22 protein-coding genes are annotated in these 24,010 nt (G+C 54.7%); 13 read left to right on the top strand and 9 right to left on the bottom strand.

Features of this window, described 5'->3' with window-relative positions; all coding sequences use genetic code 11:
• The first annotated feature begins 4 nt into the window (after positions 1–4).
• Complete coding sequence (locus K239x_RS21195) at positions 5–637, top strand: DNA-3-methyladenine glycosylase family protein (RefSeq protein WP_419189235.1); 633 nt, start codon at positions 5–7, stop codon at positions 635–637.
• An 87-nt stretch (positions 638–724) separates the two neighbouring features.
• Here the strand turns inward: K239x_RS21195 and K239x_RS21190 are convergent, their stop codons facing one another.
• Positions 725–2,065: a tetratricopeptide repeat protein gene (locus K239x_RS21190; RefSeq protein WP_419189234.1), complete on the bottom strand. Its 1,341-nt coding sequence runs from the start codon at positions 2,063–2,065 to the stop codon at positions 725–727.
• A 340-nt stretch (positions 2,066–2,405) separates the two neighbouring features.
• Between K239x_RS21190 and K239x_RS21185 the strand changes: the two genes are divergently transcribed.
• The gene (locus K239x_RS21185) at positions 2,406–3,995 is read left to right on the top strand and encodes an MBL fold metallo-hydrolase (protein ID WP_145420383.1); all 1,590 of its coding nucleotides are present in this window, start codon (positions 2,406–2,408) and stop codon (positions 3,993–3,995) included.
• Positions 3,996–4,017: 22 nt separating this feature from the next.
• Here the strand turns inward: K239x_RS21185 and K239x_RS21180 are convergent, their stop codons facing one another.
• The 3 genes from K239x_RS21180 to hisH form a co-directional block, all read right to left on the bottom strand.
• On the bottom strand, positions 4,018–4,893 hold the full coding sequence (locus K239x_RS21180; protein ID WP_419189233.1) for a hypothetical protein: 876 nt from the start codon (positions 4,891–4,893) through the stop codon (positions 4,018–4,020).
• A gap of 92 nt (positions 4,894–4,985) precedes the next feature.
• A complete protein-coding gene (locus K239x_RS21175; protein WP_419189232.1) occupies positions 4,986–5,582 on the bottom strand; it encodes a CAP domain-containing protein in 597 nt (198 codons plus the stop codon).
• Between the two features lie 470 nt (positions 5,583–6,052).
• Complete coding sequence (gene hisH, locus K239x_RS21170) at positions 6,053–6,694, bottom strand: imidazole glycerol phosphate synthase subunit HisH (RefSeq protein WP_145420380.1); 642 nt, start codon at positions 6,692–6,694, stop codon at positions 6,053–6,055.
• A 360-nt stretch (positions 6,695–7,054) separates the two neighbouring features.
• Between hisH and hisE the strand changes: the two genes are divergently transcribed.
• The 4 genes from hisE (at position 7,055) to K239x_RS21150 (ending at position 9,628) form a co-directional block, all read left to right on the top strand.
• Complete coding sequence (gene hisE / locus K239x_RS21165) at positions 7,055–7,420, top strand: phosphoribosyl-ATP diphosphatase (RefSeq protein WP_145420379.1); 366 nt, start codon at positions 7,055–7,057, stop codon at positions 7,418–7,420.
• On the top strand, positions 7,417–8,295 hold the full coding sequence (gene hisG, locus K239x_RS21160; RefSeq protein ID WP_145420378.1) for an ATP phosphoribosyltransferase: 879 nt from the start codon (positions 7,417–7,419) through the stop codon (positions 8,293–8,295). The genes hisE and hisG overlap by 4 nt, the downstream gene beginning before the upstream one ends.
• Positions 8,296–8,325: 30 nt before the next feature.
• On the top strand, positions 8,326–8,664 hold the full coding sequence (locus K239x_RS21155; RefSeq protein WP_145420377.1) for a rhodanese-like domain-containing protein: 339 nt from the start codon (positions 8,326–8,328) through the stop codon (positions 8,662–8,664).
• A 160-nt stretch (positions 8,665–8,824) separates the two neighbouring features.
• The gene (locus tag K239x_RS21150) at positions 8,825–9,628 is read left to right on the top strand and encodes a hypothetical protein (protein WP_145420376.1); all 804 of its coding nucleotides are present in this window, start codon (positions 8,825–8,827) and stop codon (positions 9,626–9,628) included.
• Between the two features lie 30 nt (positions 9,629–9,658).
• Here the strand turns inward: K239x_RS21150 and K239x_RS21145 are convergent, their stop codons facing one another.
• The 3 genes from K239x_RS21145 to K239x_RS21135 all read right to left on the bottom strand — a co-directional run bounded on the left by K239x_RS21145 (position 9,659) and on the right by K239x_RS21135 (position 13,356).
• A complete protein-coding gene (locus tag K239x_RS21145) occupies positions 9,659–10,468 on the bottom strand; it encodes a hypothetical protein (protein ID WP_145420375.1) in 810 nt (269 codons plus the stop codon).
• A gap of 267 nt (positions 10,469–10,735) precedes the next feature.
• Positions 10,736–12,493, bottom strand: a complete 1,758-nt coding sequence (locus K239x_RS21140) for a TIGR03545 family protein (protein ID WP_145420374.1) — start codon at positions 12,491–12,493, stop codon at positions 10,736–10,738.
• Complete coding sequence (locus tag K239x_RS21135) at positions 12,490–13,356, bottom strand: TIGR03546 family protein (protein ID WP_145420373.1); 867 nt, start codon at positions 13,354–13,356, stop codon at positions 12,490–12,492. The genes K239x_RS21140 and K239x_RS21135 overlap by 4 nt, the downstream gene beginning before the upstream one ends.
• Before the next feature lie 300 nt (positions 13,357–13,656).
• Between K239x_RS21135 and K239x_RS21130 the strand changes: the two genes are divergently transcribed.
• From K239x_RS21130 to K239x_RS21110, 5 genes are all read left to right on the top strand, one after another.
• On the top strand, positions 13,657–14,829 hold the full coding sequence (locus tag K239x_RS21130) for a lactonase family protein (RefSeq protein ID WP_145420372.1): 1,173 nt from the start codon (positions 13,657–13,659) through the stop codon (positions 14,827–14,829).
• Between the two features lie 203 nt (positions 14,830–15,032).
• Positions 15,033–16,055: a class II fructose-bisphosphate aldolase gene (gene fba / locus K239x_RS21125; protein ID WP_145420371.1), complete on the top strand. Its 1,023-nt coding sequence runs from the start codon at positions 15,033–15,035 to the stop codon at positions 16,053–16,055.
• Between the two features lie 146 nt (positions 16,056–16,201).
• Positions 16,202–16,972 (top strand): hypothetical protein, encoded by a 771-nt coding sequence (locus K239x_RS21120; protein WP_145420370.1) that lies wholly within the window; start codon positions 16,202–16,204, stop codon positions 16,970–16,972.
• Between the two features lie 34 nt (positions 16,973–17,006).
• Positions 17,007–18,308, top strand: a complete 1,302-nt coding sequence (locus K239x_RS21115) for a hypothetical protein (protein WP_145420369.1) — start codon at positions 17,007–17,009, stop codon at positions 18,306–18,308.
• Positions 18,295–19,740, top strand: coding sequence for a class I adenylate-forming enzyme family protein (locus K239x_RS21110; RefSeq protein ID WP_145420368.1), 1,446 nt, complete (start codon positions 18,295–18,297; stop codon positions 19,738–19,740). The genes K239x_RS21115 and K239x_RS21110 overlap by 14 nt, the downstream gene beginning before the upstream one ends.
• Before the next feature lie 63 nt (positions 19,741–19,803).
• On the opposite strand, the gene K239x_RS21105 is transcribed toward K239x_RS21110, so the two are convergent.
• The gene (locus K239x_RS21105; RefSeq protein ID WP_145420367.1) at positions 19,804–20,634 is read right to left on the bottom strand and encodes an MBL fold metallo-hydrolase; all 831 of its coding nucleotides are present in this window, start codon (positions 20,632–20,634) and stop codon (positions 19,804–19,806) included.
• A gap of 525 nt (positions 20,635–21,159) precedes the next feature.
• On the opposite strand from K239x_RS21105, the gene K239x_RS21100 reads away from it, so the two are divergent.
• Positions 21,160–22,086: a TIM barrel protein gene (locus K239x_RS21100; RefSeq protein WP_145420366.1), complete on the top strand. Its 927-nt coding sequence runs from the start codon at positions 21,160–21,162 to the stop codon at positions 22,084–22,086.
• 119 nt (positions 22,087–22,205) lie between these two features.
• On the opposite strand, the gene K239x_RS21095 is transcribed toward K239x_RS21100, so the two are convergent.
• Positions 22,206–22,814 carry a cytochrome c oxidase subunit 3 gene (locus K239x_RS21095; protein ID WP_145420365.1) on the bottom strand — a complete coding sequence of 203 codons (609 nt, stop codon included), beginning with the start codon at positions 22,812–22,814 and terminating at the stop codon, positions 22,206–22,208.
• A gap of 125 nt (positions 22,815–22,939) precedes the next feature.
• Between K239x_RS21095 and K239x_RS21090 the strand changes: the two genes are divergently transcribed.
• A complete protein-coding gene (locus tag K239x_RS21090) occupies positions 22,940–23,944 on the top strand; it encodes a GNAT family N-acetyltransferase (RefSeq protein WP_145420363.1) in 1,005 nt (334 codons plus the stop codon).
• Positions 23,945–24,010 lie beyond the last annotated feature (66 nt).

The raw sequence follows: 24,010 nt of genomic DNA, 5'->3' as shown, positions 1-24,010 counted from the left end.
TCGAGTGGCCCCAACGGAGCAAACTCTGGACGCAGAATCGATGTCGCGGGCGGTTAAAAAGCTGGCGCGAATCGATCCGGTCTTGCGTACCGTTTTGAAAACCTATGGGCCGCCACCGCTTTGGAAGCGGCCCGCGACGTTCGCCACGTTCGTCCGAATTATCTTGGAACAGCAAGTTTCGCTGGCATCTGCAAAAAGCACTTTCGACAAACTTCGGCAGTCTTGTGGTGGTTCGGTGACGGCCTTGCGAGTCCAGCAAGTCGGCGATGACGGGCTGCGGGAAATTGGTTTCAGTCGGCAAAAAGCACGTTATACGATTCGTTTAGCCGATGACGTGCGGTGTCGGCGTTTTCAAATCGGTTCGCTACATCAGAAGAGCAATGATGAGGCTCGCGATTTAATCACCGCGCGACTTGGGTTGGGCAATTGGTCGGCGGACGTCTTTCTGATGATGGCATTGATGCGGCCGGATGTGTTCCCCGTCGGAGATCTGGCATTGATCAAAGGCATGGCCAGTTTGGATGGCGGCGACTACACCAGTCCCGAGAAGGCCATCGCACGCGGAGAATCTTGGCGTCCGTTTCGCAGCGTTGCCACGCGAATGGTGTGGCACTGGTACTTGAAAGGAACCCGATAGAAGTTGCGATTGCAGTTGTCACTGACAAGCGAATCTGTAGCCAAACTTCTGACGGGAATTCATCGCTCGCAAATTGAGTCGATTCAATCACTCCGCGTCGGGGGACCGCCGCACGAACCAATCGGCGATGTTGTCTCGGAGGCATCCGATTAACAAAACGGCCAATGCTGGGTATACGACCAGATACGACCGCGTTTTGATATACGTTTCCAGGCGAGTCTGTAGATCAGCGATGGTTTCTTTCGCGGGAATCGTCTTGGCGTTCGAAAGCAGTGAATCGGGGATCATTTCGATTCGCATCGGCCTGAGGATCACTGCGTTGGAGTACTCAGTGACCAGCATGGTGACCAACAGGACGGTAGCGACACCGAGCATTCGTTTGCGTACCCAACTTTGTGGATATTGGTACGTCTCATGGATCAAGGCGGCGATCGCGCACCAGCCCATCGATTGCAGGGGGCCCAAGCGTCCACCGAATACGGACCACCAGAGGAAGTGCCCGCAGCCGATCAGCAGCGGAACGATCCACCAACGGACGCCGTGTTTCTGAAGTGCCGTCATCGCCAGTCGTCCGCGTGAAGAAGCAAATAGCGTCAAGTCGGCGAGTGCGGGGGCAATCAGGATCAATGTCAAAAACAGGTAGAAAACCACGTTCAAGATCACGCCGGTCATTTGAATAGCGGGGTCGTCTTGCGAACGCAAAAAGCGCGCGACCTGTCCCGCAACGATCACTCCGATCACGACAGCCCAGATCGATGTTCGCCCTATCAGGCTAAGCCCTTTGTAGATCAACCCCACCAGCGGATTCTGGATCTTCAGCGCCTCGGCCAGTCCATCCCGAGCGTCTTCGTGATTGGGATCGATTCGCAACGCTTCGATAAAGTGCTGTTCGGCACCTAGACCATCGCCGGAATGGATCAGTACCCAACCGCGAGCGCAGTGACTGGTTTCGTCATCGGGTTCATCGGCCAAGAGTTCCAGGGATTGTTCGTCAGCTTCGAGTTGCCGTCCCTGACGCCCCAGCAAGACGCTGCGGTAAAACCGACAGGTCTCGTTTTCGGGATCAATTTGTAGCCCCTGTTCGGCCATTTTGATGGCCGCGGAATGCTTCATCATTTCGGTAAGAATCTGAGCATTGAGCGCATAGTTCTGCACATCATCGGGGTCTAGCCGGAGAGCTTCTTTGGCTGACGCCAACGCTCCTCGCAGATCCTTTCGTTCGGACAGTGCAAGGGCGAGAGCAAAGTGAGCTTGGTCGGATTCAGGTTCCAGCCGCACTGCCTCGCGCGCCGCTTCCATCGCTCCTTTGGTTTTGTTTTGTCGGCTCAGCGAAATCGACAGCAAGCAGAGCAGGCCAGCGTCGGCGATATCCTTTTCCAATTCCTGACGAATCAATGGCTCGGCTTCGGCAAAGCGAGACTGCGACATCAAAAGTTGAATGTGTAGATTTTTCATGATTCGATGGTTGACCACCTACTGTGCGAACGAAAGTCGGCAACAGGATAGTCCGGGGCACGGCTTAGGTGGGATCGTAGGCACATCCGTAGAGAGACAGCTGCCTAGACGAAGATGAATTCGATCAGTAAACGCTCCTAGATGAGGCATTTCTATTTTGGGGGGGACATACCTTGCGTGCCCGATCGCGTCACCATCGCGATCCGTTAAACTCTGAGGTGTACAAAGTCTGCCGACCAATCGATTGCGTGGACATTGAATCAGAACCGTGTGGTTTTGATAAACCTTTGGCAAAGCTGGGATCTATACGTTCATGACGACACTGACATTTTGCGGAGCGGCTGGCACGGTCACGGGATCTTGTTCATTCATTGATTCGGATGCGGCAAAATTTGTGGTCGATTGCGGCCTCTTTCAAGGCAACAAAACGACTCAACAGTTAAATTATGAAGAGTTTTTGTTTGATCCCAGCAAGGTCGAGTTCCTGATTCTGACACATGCCCATATCGACCACTCGGGGTTATTGCCCAAACTGGTCAAGGCTGGGTTTAAAGGCAAGATCTTTGCGACCGAACCGACCAACGACTTGCTGCAATTCATGTTGTTGGATTCCGCTTGGATTCAAGAATCCAATGCCGAGCGTTTTAATAAACGTCGCAATCGCGAAGGCAAGGAACCGGTCGAACCGATCTATACCATGGCCGACGCCGAAGCAACGTTGAAGCTGACGCAGAGCGTCGACTACGAAACCTGGTTCGAGCCGAAACCTGGGGTGAAGGCGCGATTTTGGAATGCCGGGCACTTGCTGGGCAGTGCGTCTGCCGAAGTTCGCGTCGAGGAGAAAGCTTCGGGAAAAACGCTCTCGTTGCTGTTTTCCGGTGATTTGGGGCCAGAGGAAAAAGCGTTTCACCCCGAGCCCGATGCGCCTACCGGCTACGACTACATCATCTGCGAAAGCACTTATGGCAACCGCGATCGCGACGACTATACGCTGGAAAAACGCCGCGAAGCGATCAAGGAGGAATTGACGCGTGGGCTCAATCGTGGCGGCAACGTGATCATTCCTTCGTTCGCGGTCGAGCGAAGCCAAGAGCTACTGCACGACATCGGTGTGCTGCTGTACGCCGGCGAGATTCCTGATTGCGACGTGTATCTGGATTCGCCCTTGGCTCGTAAAGCGACGGAAGTGTTCGTCAAACATGCTGGCGAGTTGCAAGACATCGCGATGGACGAATCGCAGTTGTTCAAACACAAGCGTTTTCACATCGTGCAAAGTGTTGAAGAGAGCAAGGCCGTCAATCGAATTCCCAAAGGTGCGGTGATTATTTCGGCTAGTGGAATGTGTAACGCAGGCCGCATCAAACATCACTTGAAAGCGAATATTTCAAACCCAAAGTCGACGGTGTTATTTGTCGGCTATCAGTCACCCGGGACGTTGGGGCACATTATCACCAGTGGTGCCAAACGAGTGACGATTCATGGCAAGCAGTATAAGGTTGCTGCTGACATCCGACGGTTGGGAAATTACTCCGCGCACGCTGACCAGGGCGAGTTGATCGACTGGGTGATCGAACGGGGGCCGGCAAGTGGCGCTCTGTTTTTGAACCATGGCGACGACGACGCTCGCGAAGCCATGCGAGAATTGCTGGGCAAGAAGGGGTTGGATACTTCAAAGATCTTCATGCCAGCGTTTGATGAAACCTTTGAATTGATCCCCGGCCAAGAACCCGTCTCCAAAGGCAAGCCGGAGCCGCGAATTGATGTCACCGAATTGCAGACGGACTGGCACAACGACTATGCGGCATTCATGGTCGCATTGAGTGGCAAGCTGGATGAAATCAAAGACCATCAAAAACGCCGCGAACTGATCGCTAAGGTGAGTCGGGCGTTAGACGCAAAGTAATTGGCTGATCGTTAAACGCTCGCTACCAGCTGGTGAACCAGTCGGCCATCGATAGACGCAGATCACTACGGTGTTTATCGATGGAACCGTTCAGTTTGCCGGCTAGTTTTTCGTTTTGCTTTTTCAAGAAGATTTCGCGGACGATCGTTTCGACCATTTCGCCCCATTCTTCGGCTACGTCGCCACCGACCTTGCTGACTCGGTCGACCTCGAATTCTTCTAGCTCCAGATGCGCCTGGGTGATTGCTGGAGCGATCACCAGTGCGGGCGGGACTTCGGAATAGTCGGCGTAGAATCGGATCCGTGCGGACGTATCAAGGCGAACCTGCATCTTGCCGGTGATACCGATCGAATACCACTGAACGCCCCGGTTCCACCGTTCGACGCGTGCTGTGAATTTGATCGGCGTCCGGACCGATGCGTCGATCTCCCAGTGCGTGCCTGTTTGCTGATCGACGGGGACGCCCGGCTGCACGTCGCTGGTGCGTCGGACGCGGTGCACGTTGGCCACGACGCTGTCGGATACCGAGTCTGCGGCGGGAGCGGCGGACGGTGGCAAAGTCAATTCGTACTTGACCCATCGTCCGTGACGGAGTTCCTTGAAGCGTCGGTGTGTTGTCAGTTTCAAACCGTCGCGTTTGACTTTAACTCCAGCCCAGATCTTCTTTGTGTCGCCCCAGTTCTTGTCGCCGGTAAACACGCGCGGCGACTTGCTGACCGCCAGCTCGCTTAACCACTGCACGCTGGTGCGGGCTTGTGATTCGCTGATTGCCATCGATGACGTAAATCGCTGCGGCGATTTGGCGGAACTCGCAGCCGAATTGAGCGTTAGTGATTCGTCACCGCGGACCACCGCCGTGCAGGTCACGACCATCAGCAGCGCAACCAATCCGATCAAGCGGCTCAGGGCAGTTTCGATACGAAAAAACCTCGAGCGGCGCAGAGGCGGCTCGAGGCTACTTGGATCAGACTTCTTGGCAGCAAGTTTGCTTAGCGGTAGACCACTGCAAAGTAGACACCATCGCGACCGGTCGCCATGGCGGCTCCCGCGTAACGCATGCTTGGACTGGACGTGTAGCACGCCGAAACTCCTGATGGCGAAAACGAACTTGACCATCCGACGCCTTCGTAGCGTCCCGGAGCAAATGATCCCGGGGGATGGCTTTTCAATCCCCTCGACGCCATGGCTTGGGCGCGACGCTGAGCGACGGCCTGGAGCGCTGGGTCGTAGGAAAGGGCGCCGACTCCCTGTCGGGCCCGTTGAGCGTTAAGCATCGCAAGAACGTTGCTGGTTCCGCCAGAGGAATAGGAGGTTTGCTGTACCGGCGAGTAGCTGCTGGGAGCATTGCTTGTGTACGGCGCGGGGCTTGGGTTTGTCACACCCGACTGAACGACGCTGGACTGAATCGCACCGGCTGAACTGCCGTGGATTCGTCCACACTTGGCGCAAACTTGGCCGGTAGTGGTCGACGGTGTCGTGAAAGTAGGAGACGAGTAAACGACCCCTTGCGCTGAAACGGGGCTGATTGATCCGAAACTGGTTCCAAGCATCAAGCTTGCAGCCACGATTGTTAAAGTGCGCACCATTGGATTCTCCATGGAAATTGCATTGAAATAGCCGAAAAGTAGGCGTAACCAAGAGTGCGAGATCGCAGGATCAAGCCCGACGAGGACCATCCTGGCGACTGCTTTCACACTCTCCTTGGCCCGAAAGGATGGGGATCTTTGGCCATTGGTAAAGCCCACCCGATTGGCAAATGAGACGATTGGGATAGATGGGCTGTTTTGGCACAGCCGCTACTCCCTCTATTGCACGGACTTAGGTCATCGCGCTGCTCCGGAAAACAAATCAAAGAAAAGTTTTCGCATCAGGAAGCGTGGGAGCAATGGCGAAGATGGGTTGTTTGGGTCGCCTGGTAATCCCGTCTTGTCGTGCCGCCAATTGTAGCGACACGGCATGAAGGACTGACCACGGTCCGCATCAGATCCTCCGTCTTTGAACGCTGGAGATGGCGATGGGCGGTGGTGTGGGATCGGAGACGAGCTGAGAAGAGTTCCTAGGAAACGGTGGTTTCAATGGGGAGATCGTTGAAAGCACCGAGTAGTTTCAGTCCGTTGGCTTGGCTTTTTTCGGGGTGAAACTGAGTCGCAAACAAATTTTCGCGCCAAACCATCGCACAGAACTCACCGCCGTAGTCGCACGACAATGCGACGACGCTGGGGTCGGTCGGCCGAACAAAGTACGAGTGGACGAAATAAAAGTGATGTGTTTGATCGACGTCGCTGATGATCGGAGCGACCTGTCCATCAGCGTTGGGCTTGGGGGTGACAGTGTTCCAACCCATGTGCGGGACTTTTAAATCTTCGGCAAGATCAAATCGAACAACATCGCCAGCCAAGATCCCCAGCCCCTTGTGTTCCCCGTGCTCAAAGCCACGTTCAAACAGCAGTTGTAGGCCGAGGCATATTCCCAGAAACGGCCGGCCAGCGTCAACGAATTGCCGAATCGGATCGGCAAGGCCACGGCGGTTGATTTCGTCCATCGCGTCGCCGAAGGCACCGACTCCCGGCAAAATCAATTTCTCAGCGGCTGCGATCTCGCTGGGGTCCGACGTGATCTTTGCTTGACCCCCGACTCGCTCAATCGCTTTTTGCACACTTCTCAGGTTGCCCATTTGATAGTCGACAATCGTGATCATTTCGCTGCGATTTCAGGAGGATTCAACTGGATTTGAGATGGCCCGATAAGATTAACCCATTGAGCCTTCGATAAAAGCGGGCACAAACCAATCGGTCGAGGTTCGCGTCAAAATCGTCCGCGTTGAACAGGCTGGCAGTGAAAGCGGTCGCGGCGCCCATCCTGGCGGCAAATTCACAGCCAGTGTTGATTGAGGGCCGTTTTCACGTCTTGTTGCGAATCGAGGTCTGCGATTGGGTTGGTTCGATTTGATGGGCTCAGGCGGCAACGCGTTGGCAATTCTGGGTTTGCGGTTTAACATCGTCATTCACTTCGTATCCCGCAAAATCGCCGTTCCACCAAAATCATACGGAAATCGCTGATGAGTCACCCGCTGGACCCTTTGGTTCGATTGATGCAAACCTTGCAAGAACGAGCCGAATTACGTCCCGCCGGTTCGTACACGACCAAGTTGATGGAAGGCGGAGCGACCAAGATCGGCAGCAAAATCAGAGAAGAGGCTGACGAATTGATCGAAGCTGCCCAGGAGTTCTCGGGCAACGGGGACGAAGGCCGCGAGCATTTTGTTTACGAAGCGGGCGATTTGATTTACCACACTCTGGTCATGTTGGCTTATCGAGGCGTGGACCTGAGCGAAGTGGCCAGCGAATTGGCGCGACGCGAAGGCACTTCTGGCTTGGTCGAAAAGGCTAGCCGCGATGACAAAAAAGACGAACCAAAGCAATGAGCAAAAGCGACGACTTGGACGATCAAAACACTCTCCGCATCGGTTTGCCCAGTAAAGGGCGGCTTAGCGAAATCTCCGGCGACTTACTCAAGCAAGCGGGGCTGACGTTTCGTCGGCAAAGTCGCGGCTTGTTTGCCAAGGTAAGCGGGTTGCCCATCGAACTGATTTTTCTACGCACCGATGACATTCCCACGCTGTGTGCCGAAGGCGCCATTGATATGGGGTTCACCGGCAGCGACTTGGTCGAAGAATCTGGCGGCGACGTGCAGACGCGAATGAAGCTGGGTGTAGGACGATGCCGTTTGGCAATTTGTGTCCCTGATTCAATGGACATCACGTCGGCAAAAGATTTGGACGGAAAACGAGTCGCAACGAGTTTTCCGATGGTCACGTCAGCGTATTTGGCTGATCACGGTGCCAAGGCGCATCTCGTATCGCTGTCGGGCAGTGTGGAAGTCATGATTCAATTGGGCATCGCCGACGCCATCGTCGATTTAGTCGAAACCGGTAGCACGCTGGCGGCTAATCGATTGCGGATCTTGGAAGAAATCGGACACTACGAAACAGTCCTGATCCAGAACGATCGTTGTCGCAACCCTGCCATGGCTGATCGGGTGGTGCGACGACTAGAAGGCGTCGTGATTGCTCGTGACTATTCCTTGTTGGAATACAACGTGCCGCGTGAAAAACTAGCGGCTGCAGAGGTCATCACGCCCGGTTTTAAATCACCGACTGTCAGCGCGCTTGAAGACGCAGACTGGTGCAGTGTTCGCGTGATGGTCAAACGTCGTGACGTCATTGATGCGATGGAGAAACTGGAGCAACTTGGTGCTTCAGCGATCTTTGAAACCACGATCGCGAATTGCCGTTTGTAAATTGAAGTTTGGATTTTTGCGAGAATAGCGATGTCAGAAGATTTACCGATCGAAACCGATGTTCACACCGTGGCGGCCATGCTGCGCGGCGGCGATGAATTTTTGCTGTTGGATGTACGCGAGCAGGGCGAATACGAAGTTGCAAAAATTGAGGGAAGCACTCTGTTGCCGATGAGTGAACTGCAAGATCGCGCGGACGAGCTTGACGAGCACCGCGAGCGTTTGATCGTGGTCCACTGTCATCATGGCGGTCGCAGCATGCGGGTGACACACGCGTTGAAAGACATGGGATTCGCGAAAGTTCAAAACTTGGCTGGCGGCATCGATCAGTGGAGCCAAGAGATCGATGAAACGGTGGTTCGCTACTAAAGGACAGCAGTTGCGGTCGGCAAGTCTGTGTTGGCGGGACTGAATTGACGTTTGCGGGCAAGTTTTGACTCGAACCCTGCAACGGGCTGAGTTAAGGTCGAACCGATGGCAAACGCCATCGGTTTTCTGACGATCAAATTGCCCATCGGTTTCGCAGTCCATGTCTCGTTCGATTAATTCCTCGCTCGCTCGTATTTGGCCTGTTCATCCAGGCGATGCAAATCGAGTGATGAATGGTTTTTCGTTGGCGATCAATTCGATCAAACTGGTCGTGTTTCAAACGCTTTGGGTGTGGTTTATCGTTTTCGCGATTGCCGCCTCGTTTTTGCAGCGAAGCGTTGTGGGGGCGCTCCCGACGATTGCTTGCGGCACCGGGCTAGGGTTACTGGCGTTGCAGTTTTGCCTGCTTTGCGTTTACCCCGAATGGCCGATCAACCGGTCGCTTTGCCGCAAACTGCGTCGGAGTGTTTTCGCTCGCATAGATCGTCCCAGTTGGACGAAAGATTCGACCGGACGCGTGGTCGAATTAGTGCCGCGAGAGAAATGGCGTGGAAGTCACTTTGAAACCGCGACGGATTTGATGGTGCTGCATCTCCATTGCGATGGACTCGCCATGGAAGGTGATCGGGACCACTACGACCTACCGAGTGATTCGATCTTGGACGCACAAATCGAAGAGATCCGACCGGCTGGCTGGCTGGCGCCGCTGCCGATGATCGTCATCACGGCACGCACGCAAAAGGGAGTGGTCGAATTACCGATCGCTTTCCGTGATCATGGCTTGGGCGACTTGCGACCATCGCGTCGCCGTGACCAAGCGATTGCTTTGGTCGATCAAATTAATGCCGTTGCATCGGGCGCGGTGTTCTCTTCTGACTACCAAACACCGCGTGTTGACCGTTGGCACGCTCAGCCTGACAATCCCTATGCAATTCCCACAACCAGTCGGGGATCCGCCCGCTAGCGCAGCCATGACGCTGAGGGGACTGACAATCTACAGCGAGCTACGAGCAAGAAACAAACCGACCATCGTCGGAGGCGCGATGTGCCACAAGTAAGAAAGCGTGCCGATGACAGGTGTAGCACTCGACAACCGCGCGCTGGGATCAATGAGCGATCCGCCGATGATATAAATGATGCCGGCCAGCAGCGAAGCCATTACGACGGATCCGGCAACTTTCGCAGAGCTGGTCATTCGGCCTGAACCAATTCCGACGGCAAGCGCGATAGGTAGCCCGATCAAGAGCCATTGTGCCGCGTGCAGTGCCATTCCATAGAAGTCGCTGTTCTCCCGGGCTTTCAAAACGGTCGCTTCGAAGTCCAGCAGGAACGGGCTGGCCAGCATTGCCAACGCGATCGCCAACACGATACCTGCAATCGCACCGACGATTCCTCGAGGGATCCGGCCGCTAATCACTCCGGCCGCCCAGCCAAACACCATCGCCATGGTGGCTCCGAGTCCCAGGAGCAGTCGGCTGTGATTCGATTCGCGATTTATTAAAGCCAGTGCATTCGCCTCCTCGGCGGGGGCTCCTTCGTCGGCTGCCATCACTAGTTCGTGATACTCCGCCGGCAATGGAACTTCAAACGAAGACTGCACGACTTGAGTAGCAACGATTCCCAGGACGCCTGCCAGCAGCCCTACGGCCAGCCAGGCCCAGGTCGATCGAGCTGCATCGATCTCATCGCCGACAGCAGCGCCGCCATCGTCAGGTCCAGTGCCCTCGAGCGCAGCGATTGCTTCGTCGTGATTGTGAGCTTCTTCTAATTCACCTTTGTGATCCGAATCGCTGTCCGCCGTCATCGCTTATCTCGTTTTATGAAAGAGTTCTTGCACCTAGGAAGACTCGCCCTGCAGAGGCATTGGGTCTGAGGGTTGATGCTTTTACCCCAAGGAGGGTTTGGGTCGCATCGCAGTGTAACGTGACGGTCGGACGTTTGCATGCAAGAAGGCGTTTGAGAGTCGCAATACGACAAAAGCCCACGCTTTCGCGTGAGCTTTTGTGGTTTAACGTTTTGCGTCAGCCTTGGTTATTAATCAAAGCGTGCCAACGACGGTGGAGCCTATCGTTTATCGTAGACGGCCTTCGATCGCTGAACGCAGTTTGCCAAGGTAGGCATCTGCTTGACCTACTTCGCGGACCACTTTGTTTCGCATTTCCTTGATCGACTGATCTGCTGATGCCAGGAGTTCATTGGCTTCACTCTGCTGGCCTTCCAACCATTTGCGAAGCTCCAGGGATTCACGCAAGTGAGTCTCTTCGATCTTAAGTGCCAAATCGCGTTTGGAAGTTTCGATTTGGCTCGCGACTGCGTTCTGTGCGGCCGTTTTGAAGATCTGCCCGATGTTGGAATTGAGCTGCAGGCCCATGTCTTTCCAGGTTCCAGCGAACGTCGCTTCGACTTCAAGTTTGTCGACCGCAGCTAGGCTTTGGCCCAGTGAAACGGCAGCTGGCGAATCCGCGTATTTGGAATCGACATTCAGTTTCATTTTCAAGCCCGTTTGCTTGCTGACAAAACGTCCGGAGATGCGCTCGCCTTCGCTACGCAGTTGGACCCAAAGTTCACGTTGGCCGCCTTGGATGCTGATGCCAGCGTCGTCGTCGTCACCCAAGGTCAATTCCTTAGCTTCGGTTTGCGGCCAATGCAGTGTCAGCAAGTCCACGTCAGCACCTTGTCGCTGATCTCGAACCATTTCGACACGGATGACTTCGTTGCCTTCCAGACGCAAACGTGCGACCGTCGGTTCTACTAGCAATTCGGGGGTTGGTGTCAGGTTTTCGATGATGCCAGTCAGTACAAACGCTTCGCCTCCGGATCGTAGCAATCCACCCACTTCGCAGCGACGTATCATGATGTCGGGACGTCGATTGGAACCTAACAGGTCATAGTCGATTCCTCGTGCTCGCGAACTCTCCGGCGCGACGATAGTGTAGTCAGCGATTGCGCGACCACCGTCCAAATAACCTCGAATCCGTTGCACTTGATCGCGAACCGCATTGGCCATCAAGTCGACGCCAAAGTTGTCGCTTTGCGAAAGCGAACCGGGAACGTACTGGTCGATTTTGTCCAGGTCGATTTGCTTGGCTCGTTCCAACGATACCAAGTCGTCCTGCAAACGCTGTGGCAACGCATCGATCGTTGCACGGACGATTTTCAATTCGCTGTGCGTCTCAGTGGCACGGGCCAAGGTGCGGTCGAGTTCTTCCCAGTCGCGAAGAGGATTGTCGATCCCGCGAGCCGTGTCGCGAATCTTGCGGATTCGGCTTTCTAAATCGCGAGCACGCACGACCAATTCGTCGTATTCACGTTGCCATCGCTGTTTGATTTCTTTGCTGCGACGTACCGTCTCCATCCCGCCAACAACATCGGCGGCTTGATCGCCCAGTTGATCGGTGGCGCCTTTGATGAACTTGCCAAGGATGCCAGCGCTCTCTGGTGCGGTGGTGCTCGGTGTGTCGTCTTGAGCCAAGTGGCCCGAAGTATCACGGCGAGCGTCGATCTGAATGCCGCTAATGCGTGCGTCGCGGGCAACCCATCGACGGTGCAACAGTGACTTGGCGTCGATAACGAAATCCATCGACTCGGCACGAAATGCGTCTCGCATGACTTTGCCACTGCGCGGATCAGCAACTCGGAAATCCGAGTATTCGATACGCGGCGGAAAGAGCCCTACGTGAGTGCTTTCGATTTCGACTTTGGCACCGGTTGCCTGTTGAATCCCCTTCACGGTGACGTAGGACGCCACAGGGCCAAGGCCTAACCGAATCAAAAGGAGTACGACCGCAACAATGATCAGTCGTGAAATTACGTATCGCCAACGGATCATGCTGCTTTCCTTTGCTGCTGTGAGTCACGCAACTGACGAAGCAAGTAGCTAAGAGCTTCGTCCGAAGGAGGTGGTGTCGATGAAGCGGGAGGGGCTGGATCTGATTCGGCCGTTGTGTCCGACTGGTCATCGATCGCTTCGTCGCGATAGTCAACCATGCGGATGACGTCGACGCGAGTTTCGACCTGCAAGTCAGCGTGAGTTTCGGCGACCGTTTCGTGCAACGATTCTGCTTCGTCGATCCGAATTTCATTCAACGCCGGCTGTTCATCCGTCACATCAATCGTTTCTTCGACGTCGGGTGTGTGTCGGTCGACATGCGGCGCGGCTACTTCATTGTGGCCTTGGTCAACCAAGACAACTGAGTGTTTTGCGACGTTGCGGTTTTGTTTTTCGGTTTGCAGATCGGCAGCAAGGGTATCTTCTTCTTCGGTTGTTTTGAACAATCGAAAAATCGGATACGTGACCATGAAGATCGGGATCAGCGCGGCGACGCCAATCACAAAGCTGCCCATCACGACTGAATTGTTCAGGTCCGTCCAGGGAACGATTGGCAATTGCCAAGCCTGTGTCGCGTATTCGCTGAATCGCGAATGGTTCAGCAGTTGGTTGCCGACGACGTGCGAATACGGATCCATGCGTGACGCGGCAAACGAAACGCCAATCGCGGTGATGCCTGCCATTGCGTGATTGACACGCAGCGAAAGCACGACGATCAAGATCGCCAAGGCCAGCAGATTTCCGTGCGGCACCACGCCCAAGAGCGTGCCGAATGCGACCGCCGCAGCCAATTGGTGCGGGTAGCGGCGACCGGCAATTGCCGATTTGATGCTTTTGTATAGCTTGATCGTCCAAATGATCATGGTGGTGCGCCTCCATGCGCACAGTTCGCTCGTAGAGAACCTTCAACTGCGTTTATCGGCAGTCGACAGCCACATATTCAATACAACCCGCAAATTTTCACACGCTAGACCAGTCTGCATGGTTGATGGGCCTGACGAAGAAAAAACAGGTGTTCAGCATTCACGGTGGCCGGCAAAAGCAAAATTCCCATCTTGCTTGCATTCTCAGCGGCCGCCAAACAGCCGATCGCAATGCTGGCAACTGGTTATTATGATCGCCGCGATGTTTCCCCTTCTCAAACCAAGCGAGCGAACTCCCTTATGACGTTTCGACCTGGCACTGCCGCGATTTTTCGGCTTCCCCTGTTCAGTATCTGTATCGCGTTTGCGATCGTATCAATGGCCCCTTCGGATCACGTTATGGCCCAGCAAATCGATGTCTGGTTTGGGACAAGCACTCCCAAGAATGGACTTAGCAAAGGGATCTACCACGCCAAGTTTGATACCGATTCGGGAAAACTAACCAAGCCGGGGTTGGCAGCTGAAATCAGCAGCCCGGGGTTTTTGGCAAAGCACCCCACGTTGGACATGCTGTACAGCGTCGGCAATGTGGATGGCAAAGCATCGGTTGCTGCTTTTAACGTTCAATCGACCAACAAGTCGGGAACGCTGACGTTTGTCAATTCGGCCGAAATTGGCGACGGTGGCGCGGCGCACGTCAGTGTGGATCGCTCGGGCAAATTCTTGATGACCGCTCAGTATGGAAGTGGATCGGCGGCGTTGTTTGAATTGGCTGATGATGGCAGCATTGCCAAACGATTGCAGATCGAAAAACACCAGGGTGGCTCGGGAGTCGTTGATCGACGCCAGGACAAACCGCACGCGCACTGGACGGGGTTTTCGCCCGACAACCGATTCGCGTTTGTGCCGGACTTGGGGATGGACAAAGTGGTTATCTATTCAATGGATGCGGACGCCAAGAAAATTTCACCGCATGGCTTTGGAATTTGCCCTCCAGGTGGTGGACCCCGTCACATGAAGTTTCATCCTGATGGTGACATCATTTATGTGCTCAACGAACTGGCGCTTTCGATCACGGCATTTGCCTACGACGCAAAAGCCGGCACGATGCAACCGATCCAAACCGTGCAAACGCTCAGCGACGCTGTCAAAGCCAAAGAGACGTTTAACAGTGCTTCGGAAATTCGCGTGCATCCGTCAGGGAAATTTGTTTACTCGGCCAATCGAGGTCACGATTCGATCAGCGTGTTTTCGGTTGACCAATCAAGCCGGCAGTTGACGTTTGTCGAATGGGAACCCATCCGTGGCGGCTGGCCGCGAAATTTCAACCTGGATCCCACCGGAAAATGGATCATCGTTGCCGGGCAAGACAGCAACACAGCGACCGTTTTTAAAATCGATCCGACGACGGGCGAACTGACATTTACGCGAGAGACGGCCATGGTTCCGTCATCGATCTGTGTCGAATTTTGAATGGCACCGATGGGGGGATGATTTGTCCGGCGTCCAGCGGCTTTGATATCCGCCTTAGCGTGGGTTACGGGAGAACCTCCGCGTTCCTGCGGCGAAACCGTCATTTTTCGCGTTCGCCTTAGCCCTTGCGGATCAATCCTCGCCTGAGATAATCCCCCCTCAGACTTACGACTCCAACCACTCGATCATTCAGGAAGCTCACTATGGCTTTGGTTCCACTTCGCGTTGTCCTCGACCACGCCGCAGAAAACGATTACGGCGTTGCCGCGTTCAACGTCAACAACATGGAACAGATTCAGGCCATCATGGAAGCGGCCGAAGAAACCGATTCGCCGGTCATCATCCAAGCGTCACGTGGTGCTCGGGCTTACACGCAAGACACTTACCTGCGTCACCTGATGTTGGCTGCTGTCGAGCTGTATCCGCACATCCCAACTGTCATGCACCAAGATCACGGCAACAGTCCTGAGACTTGCCAAAGTGCAATCGACAACGGTTTCACAAGTGTGATGATGGACGGATCGCTGGAAGCCGACGGCAAGACTCCTGCCGACTATGACTACAACGTCAAGGTCACAGCCGAAGTCGTTAAATTGGCTCACGCAAGCGGCGTCAGCGTCGAAGGCGAGCTGGGTTGCCTGGGATCGCTTGAATCGGGCGAAGGCGAACAGGAAGACGGCCACGGTGCAGTTGGCGAATTGACTCACGATCAACTGCTGACCGACCCCGAAGAAGCCGAGCGCTTTGTCGCCGAAACCGGCGTCGATGCTTTGGCCGTTGCGATCGGTACCAGCCACGGTGCGTACAAGTTCACTAAGAAACCAACCGGCGAAGTTTTGGCCATGGACCGCATCGATGCGATTCACGCCAAACTGCCTAACGCTCACTTGGTCATGCACGGCAGCAGCAGCGTGCCACAAGAATTGCAAGACATCATCAATCAGTTCGGTGGTGAAATGAAGCAGACTTACGGCGTGCCTGTCGAAGAAATCCAACGCGGCATCAAAAGCGGTGTTCGTAAGATCAACGTCGACACGGACTGCCGCATGGCAATCACCGGTGCGATCCGCAAAGTGTTGACTGAAGACAAAGGTGCTTTTGATCCACGTGCTTACCTGAAACCAGCACGTGCAGCAATGAAGGACGTCTGCGTCGCTCGCATGACGGCCTTCGGCCAAGCTGGCAACGCTGCCAAGCTTCGCGCATCAATGGGCGCTACTGCCTAACGCAGTTCGCTGCCTGAGAGATTCGCTGGCACCCTTCAGCGGACACTGTATTTAAAAAGGTGTTGGATGCTTCATCCAGCACCTTTTTTGTTGCGGTAGAATCCTGGTCTGGTTTTCGCCACGAATCCCGAACCACGAGCTAAACAATGTCCCTACGTTTTGTCATCACGTGCATTCTTGCGTTCGCTTCCACAATGTCGTTGCCTGCGCAGGACGACGCTGATTTGGCACCCGCCAAGCCAGCGGCAGTTCCCATACAGTGGGCGCCTAACAAGTTCGCTCCTGTCGGAAACCAGCTTCCAGTCCCCGCAAACTTCATCGCAGCGCCTGGTGCGGTCTTTCGGCAGAACAACTCAAGCGTGAACCTTGCGAAGTTGGTTAGGGCAAAGATCGATCATGCTGAAGGTGACGAAGCGAGGCTGATCTTGATGCTGGAATCATTTCGCGCAGGCAAAGGCGACAAAGTCGTGACGGAAGTGGTTCCAGAAGAACGTACCCGTACGGTCGTGGTGGACGGCAAGCCAGTCGAACAGAAGTTTACAGTTCATAAGCTGGTCACAAAGGTTGAAAGAGACGCCGACATTTCGGTGCCCGCTGGCCTGAAACCGAAAACGTTCAGTGCTAAGAAATTTGACTTCTACGACCTGGCTGGCAACGCCCTTAGCATCGACGATGCGGCGAAACGTATCAGCAAACTAACGCCAGTTTTTCTGCTGGACAATCATAATGGCCCGCTCCGTCCGCTTTCAGATATCTCGCAGCAAGCAATGAACAAGAATTGTCTGATCGTGGCAACTTCTCAGCAAGTTCGTCCGCAATCCAACACGCAGATGCCAGTTTGGCGAGCCGCGATGCAACCGCTGGCTGCACCGGCTATGCCAGTGCCGGTCATGCCAGTTCCGGCACCGGTGGAGTAGTCTTCCGCCAACTTTTTTCTCGAAACCAAAAATCATGCGCACCGTATTTGCATTGTTGTTAGCGGCCCTTCTGTCACATGCCGCGGCCGCGGTCGAACTGGTTTACGCGCCATCACCGGCCGACAACCCGATGAAAGGGTTGGTGCCGTATGCCGATGCTGATGGACGTGATCATTTTCCTTGTTCACTGGAGTTTCGGTACTTCGCATTTTCGGACTTAATGAGCGGTCCCAGCCAGTTCGATTGGTCGGCGATCGAAAATACACTTGAGCAAACTTCCAGTCGCGGCAACCAATTGGTGGTGCGGATTTATTTGGAGATGCCTGGCAAAGAGAAAGGAGTTCCTCTGTTTTTGGTCGATGCGGGATTGGAAATCACAAAGTGGAAAACCAATGATGGAATGAACTTAACGCCGGACTACGAAAGCCCATCGCTTCGTAAAGCGATGACCAATTTCATTGCCGCGTTTGGTGAAAAGTACGACGGCGACCCACGCATGGGCTACATCACGTGCGGGATCCTTGGCATGTGGGGCGAATGGCATGACTACCCGCGATCAGAATTGTTTGCATCTCGCGAGGTGCAAAACGAAGTTCTGGATGCCTACGAAGCGGCATTCACTAAAACCGCCGTGCTGCACCGGTACCCTGCTGGAGAAAACCACTACGCGTACGTTCGCAACGACACGCGACCGATGGGGTATCACGACGATTCGTTTGCATGGGCGACGCTGGAAACCGGGGACGAAGCAGACAACTGGTTTTACATGAGTCTGCTGCGACAGGCGGGGCCCAAGGCGTTAGAGAAATGGAGAACGTTTCCGATCGGCGGCGAGATTCGCCCCGAACTTTGGCAGGCGCACTTCACCGATAGCCCGCATCCCAAGCAGCAAGATTTTGCGAAATGTGTTCAGCAAACGCACGTGACCTGGCTAATGGATAGCGGTTTGTTCAGCCGGAAGAAGCCAAGTGCCGATCGAGTGCGACGTGCGAAAGCCGCCGTCAGCAAGATGGGCTACGAGCTACATGTTTCGAAGGCTGAGATTGCCGACGGGATGCTGGCGTTCACGGTCGAAAATCGCGGCGTCGCACCGTTCTATCAGGATTGGCCCATTGAAATCGCATTTTCGGCACCGACGATCCGAACACGGCCGTTGCTGACCGACTGGAAATTAAGCGGCGTGATGCCCGGGCAGACAGCGCAGTGGCACGTAAAGTTGGATCCGATCGATGATTTGCAAGTAAGGCTTCGCGTGATCCATCCCTTGTCGGGCGGCAAGCCTTTTCGGTTTGCAAACAAGGAAATGCAAGGGGACGCATTGATTGTCAACTTCTAACGCAGCGTCATCAAGCGAGGGGTTTCCCAGTCTTCTGCATGCCTTTTCGTATCAGATCCAAACACGAGCAAACGACGTCGCGCTAGTGACGCGATTCCAGGCGGACACGCAGGCGTTTACTTGGCAGCAACTGGGCCAGCTTGTTTGTGCTCAGGCGGACTTGCTTGATCATCGTCTTGATACTGATGGTGATTCGCAGCGCTGCATCGGCTACGCAAGCGACAATTCGCTTGGTGATGTCTTGATCGCGCTGGCGTGTCCTTTGATTGATGCGATGGAGATTCCGATTGACCATCGATTGGGAGCGCGGGCAAAACAGCTTGCGAGCCAAGTTGGCGGGGTGTGGATCGATCACCACCACCTCGATCAAGAGGATGCGGGTTTCGGCAGCGATCCTTTGCAACGAATTCATGCGGCTTTGCCCAAGACGAAACCAGACGACCCAGCATTGATCTTGTGGACCAGTGGCACGACGGCCGAATCCAAGGCGGTTACGCTGACCCATAGGAATTTGGTTGGCAACGCGAGGGCCAAGCTAAAGGCAGTTCCCAACTCAGCCAGCGATGTTCGACTGACTTCACTCCCGCTCTGTCATGCGTACGCGCGTACGTGCGATTTGGGAACATGGTTGCTGAGTGGCTGCACGATGGCGCTGGGACTTGGGATGCAAGCGTGGCGATTCATGGGGCCGCAAGTTCAGCCGACCGTTGCCAATGTTGTTCCCAGCTTGGCGAATCGATTGTACGAATCGGATGCCGCTGAAATGGGATTGGATCGCCTACGATTACTTGGGTGTGGTGGCGCGGCATTGTCGCAGCGTGATTTTTGCAAATGGAGCGCTCGTGGAGTGACCATCATCCAAGGTTATGGATTGACGGAGTCGTCTCCCGTGATTTGCAGCGCAACGCCTGAGAACTCCACGGCTGGTATGGTGGGTGGGTTTGTCGACGGATGGGAGCGCCAGATTCGTGACGGGCGATTGTTTGTGCGGGGACCGCATGTGATGTCGGGCTATTGGAATGACCTGACCGCAACACGTCAAAAGATCGTCGATGGGTGGCTCGATACGGGCGACATCGTGCAACTGGATCCCGCGACCAGCCAGCTCCGGATTCTTGGGCGTGCTGACGACGTTATCGTGCTTGATAACGGGCACAAGATTCATCCGCAGTCGATTGAACGGCAGATTGAACAAATCGACGGCGTGCGTCATGCGTTAATCGTGCCATCGGGCAGGACGATTGACGTTTGGTTGGATGCCGATGACGCAAATGGTTGGGCCGCTGCCATCGAAAAGAGACTTGCGGATCGACCGCCGTGGGAACAACCAGCATCGGTTCACTGTTTTGAAGAACCGCTGAGTGCCGAATCGGGTGATCTGACAGCCAAGGGAACGATTCGACGTCGACAAGTGATGCGGCGGTTGCGGTAATCGGACGGCACATCGTCTGGTCGTGGCGGCAACGTCTGGTCGCGACACGCTTCTGATCCGTCGTCAGCCTGCGTTGAATTCAACTCGCAGCCCATCGAACGCCAAGTCGATTCCACTGGGCAATTCATCGTTGGTGGTTTGATGATCCAAGTCGTGGCACACGTGCGTTAGCAACACCTGTTCGGCGCCGACCCGTTTGGAGACTTCAACGGCTTCGCTGACACTGTAGTGAGTCGGATGAGTGGTATGGCGAAGCGCACCGACGACAAAGGTCCGCACTCCTTGGAGCAATTCGATCGATGAATCCGGAATGAAATTGGTGTCCGTGCAATACGCAAAGTCCCCGATCCGAAAACCAAACACATTGAAATGAGGGCCATGTTTCATGGGGATGGGCGTGACGGTCGCGCCGAGCACTTGGAATGGGTTTTCGTCGATTGTTTCAAATTCCAATTGAGGCCGAGAGCCTGGGTGGGTTTGTTCACGAGTTGAAAACGCGTAGTCAAACGAGTGGCGAATCCGCTGTTCGACCAACGTGGTGCAGTACAGCGGCATGGCGTGCCCAAGCCGAAACGGAAAGAGCCGCAGATCGTCCAGGCCAAAAAGATGGTCGGCGTGTTCGTGCGTGTAGAGGACTGCATGAACCAACCGGACCTTTTCGCGAAGCAGCTGTGTTCGCAAATCGGGTGGTGTGTCGATCAGCAGCGTTCCGCCGGGCAAGTAGACCAGGAGCGCACATCGAAGTCGTTTATTGCGTGTGTCATCACTTTGGCAGACCGCGCACTCGCATCCAATTGCTGGTACCCCGACGCTGGTTCCCGTCCCCAGAAACACGGCGGTCGATTGGCCATGGGGCGATTCTGTTCGCTGAGTTTGGGCGTCGGTCGAGGTCACAGAACTAGGAGGTAATAAGAGAGGGATCGGTCACGGCGGCGTGCTGAATTGGATCAAAGATGCTTGACCTGAGCCACCGATTCGGCAGACCAAAACGTAGATCAATTTCTGTCAGAGCGAACACTTGTTGGCCGCGAAAGCCGTTTTGGAGTGGTTTCCTGCGGTGCGATGAAGCGTCAAGGCTCGTGTTTGGGCTCGTACTGGGCGGGTTCGGACGCCAGATCAGCCCGTTCTTGGGTGACATTTGCCCCGAATCGAGCGATGCCGGATTTATCCCGCTTCAGCCAGAATAAGCCCCTTGGCTCAAAACGGTAACTTCTGCGATACTCTGCGGCTTGCAAATTGCTAGAAACGGTGATTCTGGTGTCAAACGAGGGGACTTTGGTGTCCTGCGTCGATCGAGCCACTGTTTGCAAAGAACCGCACACAAGGTCTCTCCCCGCGGATTAACCCGGTGGGGTGATCGTTTCATACACGATTCGTCGTCATCCTACAGCCATTCGTTTTTAATAGGTAAACACTCACATGCTAAAGAATTTCTCACCTCAATCGTTGCGTATCAACGGACGACAAAGCGAATTGATTGAGTTGGCGCTCACTTATGGGTTCCGCAGCATGGACATTGACATGTCAGAAATGCTGCGTCGTTCGCAACGTTCTAGCATCGATGATGCGGCAAAGTACCTGCGTGCTGCCGAAAATTTGAGCGTGGGCGGTTTCGCTGTCGACGTCGATTTGGATGCTGATGATGACGCGTTCACCAGCCAAGTTGGTGCGTTGCATCCGTTGACCGAAGTCGCCGCCGAATTGGGTGTTAGCCGCGCATACATTCACGCTCCAGCAGCGACTGACCGCCTGCCGTACCACGAGTTCTTTGACACACAGCTTAAACGTCTGGACCAAATCGCTGACGTGCTAGGCAGCAAGAACATTCGTCTGGGAGTTGGTTTCCACGCTGGCACCGAATTGAGCGAGGGCAAAGAGTTTGCTTTCACTCAAAACGTCGAAGGTTTCCTTGCGCTGGTCAAAGGGGTTGGGAATTCCAACGTCGGATTCTTGATCGACACCTGGGATTGGTTGGTGGGAGCCGGAACGCTTGAGCAAATCAGCGCGTTGACGGCGGACCAAATCGTGGCCGTTCGCATGGCGTCACTGGCACCCGAAGTCGAAGCTGCCAGCGCTACGACCAACGATCGCGTTTTGCCCGAAAAAGAAGGCGGACTGGATCACGTTGCTGTCATGAAGCACTTGGTTTCGATTGACTTCGAAGGACCGGTTAGCCCTTCCGCTTCGCCAACGCAGTACAAAGGCCAGACTCGCGAAAGCACCGTTCAAAAATCGCAGAAGGCCATCGACGGAATCTCGGCCGACGCTGGCATCGAAGTTTCGCCATTGCCGATGGATCTAATCGACGAAAACGCCGTCGAGACGTCGGTCCCAGCCGAAGCGTAGAACGCTCGCAGCAAGTTGCCAATTCGGCGACAGTGCAAATTCAACGAAGCCGCCTGCATCAGTGTGGGTGGCTTTTTTTGCGCTAGTTGCGGAGCGTCTTGTTGGGAAAGGTTGGTGGGTCAAAAGCCCCCGGTCGTCATCCAAAACGTACCGAGCATGCACAACCAAATCAGATCCAGAAAGTGCCAATACTGCGCGGCGAAATCCACGGGCCAGTGTCTTTCATGGTCATAGCGTCCCTGGATGGAACGAATCCCAACAAGGCCGAGCGCAAAAACTCCGCCTAAGACGTGCAGTGCGTGCAAGAATGCCAAAACGACGACCATGCCGACCACCCCTTTGGCGGTTCCATGGTCCATCCCTCGTCCGGTTAGCATCTCGATCATGGCAACAAATTGAATCGCCATAAAGATGAGTGCCAACAAGGCGCTGGCTCCCAATAAGCTGCCGGTAAGCGTCCGCCGTTCGCGTCGTATACTGCGTGTTGCGAAGTGAACCAGTCCGCTGATTGCGAGCAAGCAAACGGTGCTGACCATAAAACTAGCCGGCAGTGCCGTCATTCGCTGCGGATCGTCACGGCGCCAGTACGCATAGATTCCGTACAGCAAGATGCTGCTGAGAAAAAAAACCAGCAGCGATAGCAAAAACAACAGTCCGCCCAATCGCTGACGTTGATCGCTGGGGAGTATTTCAGCGGGGGGATTGGCAGAGATTTTAGTGAGCGGCATGGTTCAGGCTGCATGGTCCAAGCGGCAGAGGGGTAAAACAGCGTTGATCGAAAAGGCGGCTGGTCAAGATTTGATGCCTTCGGGATCGCATGTCGGCCAAGATGCGACCATTCGGGTATATCGTAGTGCCCCGCCTACTGGAATGGTCCTTCATGTGGCATCATGACGAAAACGCTCACTCCTTCAAGTTGATGAACCTTGTGGTCGAAATTCGCCAGTTCCGAAACGGTGACTTGCCCGCCTTGGCTGACGTCTGGGTCCAGCATTGGTCCGCGTTAGGGCCGCCACCGCCGGTTAGCACCGCGATCATCGAGCAATCTGTGCTGTCGCGGACCTTTTTTGACGCCCAACACCTGTTGGTCGCCGTTCATGATGATCATGTCCAAGGGTGGTGCCATTTCGCTCCGGACGTCTATCAACCGTCGACAGCGATCCTGTCCGCGATCTGCTTCACGGCCGAAGGACTCGAAAGCTGCGATCAACTCTTAAGCACTGCAGAAACCCTGATTGCCGAATCGGGATTTGATCGGATTGTCGTCGGTCCATTGCGTGACGAAATCAGCGGCTACGCTGGGCTTGCGCCCTTAGGCCACGGGATCGGCGTCAGTGTTAACGATACGCGAGTGTCGTCCCTCCTGTCGCGGCAGTCATATACCGGTGGTCAAAATGTGGTCCGAATGACGGCCAACACCAACCCGTTTCGAATGCCGGTCGATCGCCAATGGATGCAGTTGCAGCGAAGCACACGGATGCAAGTGGAGCAGTGGATTCCCGCCGATCCACGGCATGCCTCGGCGATGGCTCACTTAGATGTCGAACATCACGAACTAGTTGATCATCGCAGTGACGAAGTTCTGGCGTCTCTGTCAATTTGGCTCAGTGACCCCGATGCTCAGGTGATGAATTGTTCCCAGGCGATCCTTGATTTGGGACAGATTCACCATCGGGCAAAACTGGAATCGGCGGAGTCGTTCTTGATTGGTTCGGTGATTCAGTTGCTTGCCAACCGCCGGGTGTTCACGATCGAAACCGCGGTCGATCAGGATTGCAGTGAGTTGATCGAGCAACTGGCAAAGTTGAATTTCCAAAGCAGCGAACGCGGTCAGCGTTGGGGAAAGTTGCTTGCATAGACAGCCCCGCGACTTCCCGGTTGAAGTCACTGCAATTTTGCGAAAACGTTCAATTTGATTCAAGTT

This window comes from Stieleria marina, from assembly GCA_007741555.1.
Classification (GTDB): Bacteria; Planctomycetota; Planctomycetia; order Pirellulales; family Pirellulaceae; genus K23-9.
Note: the sequence above shows the minus strand (reverse complement) of the source record. Positions and strands in the feature narration are given on the sequence as shown.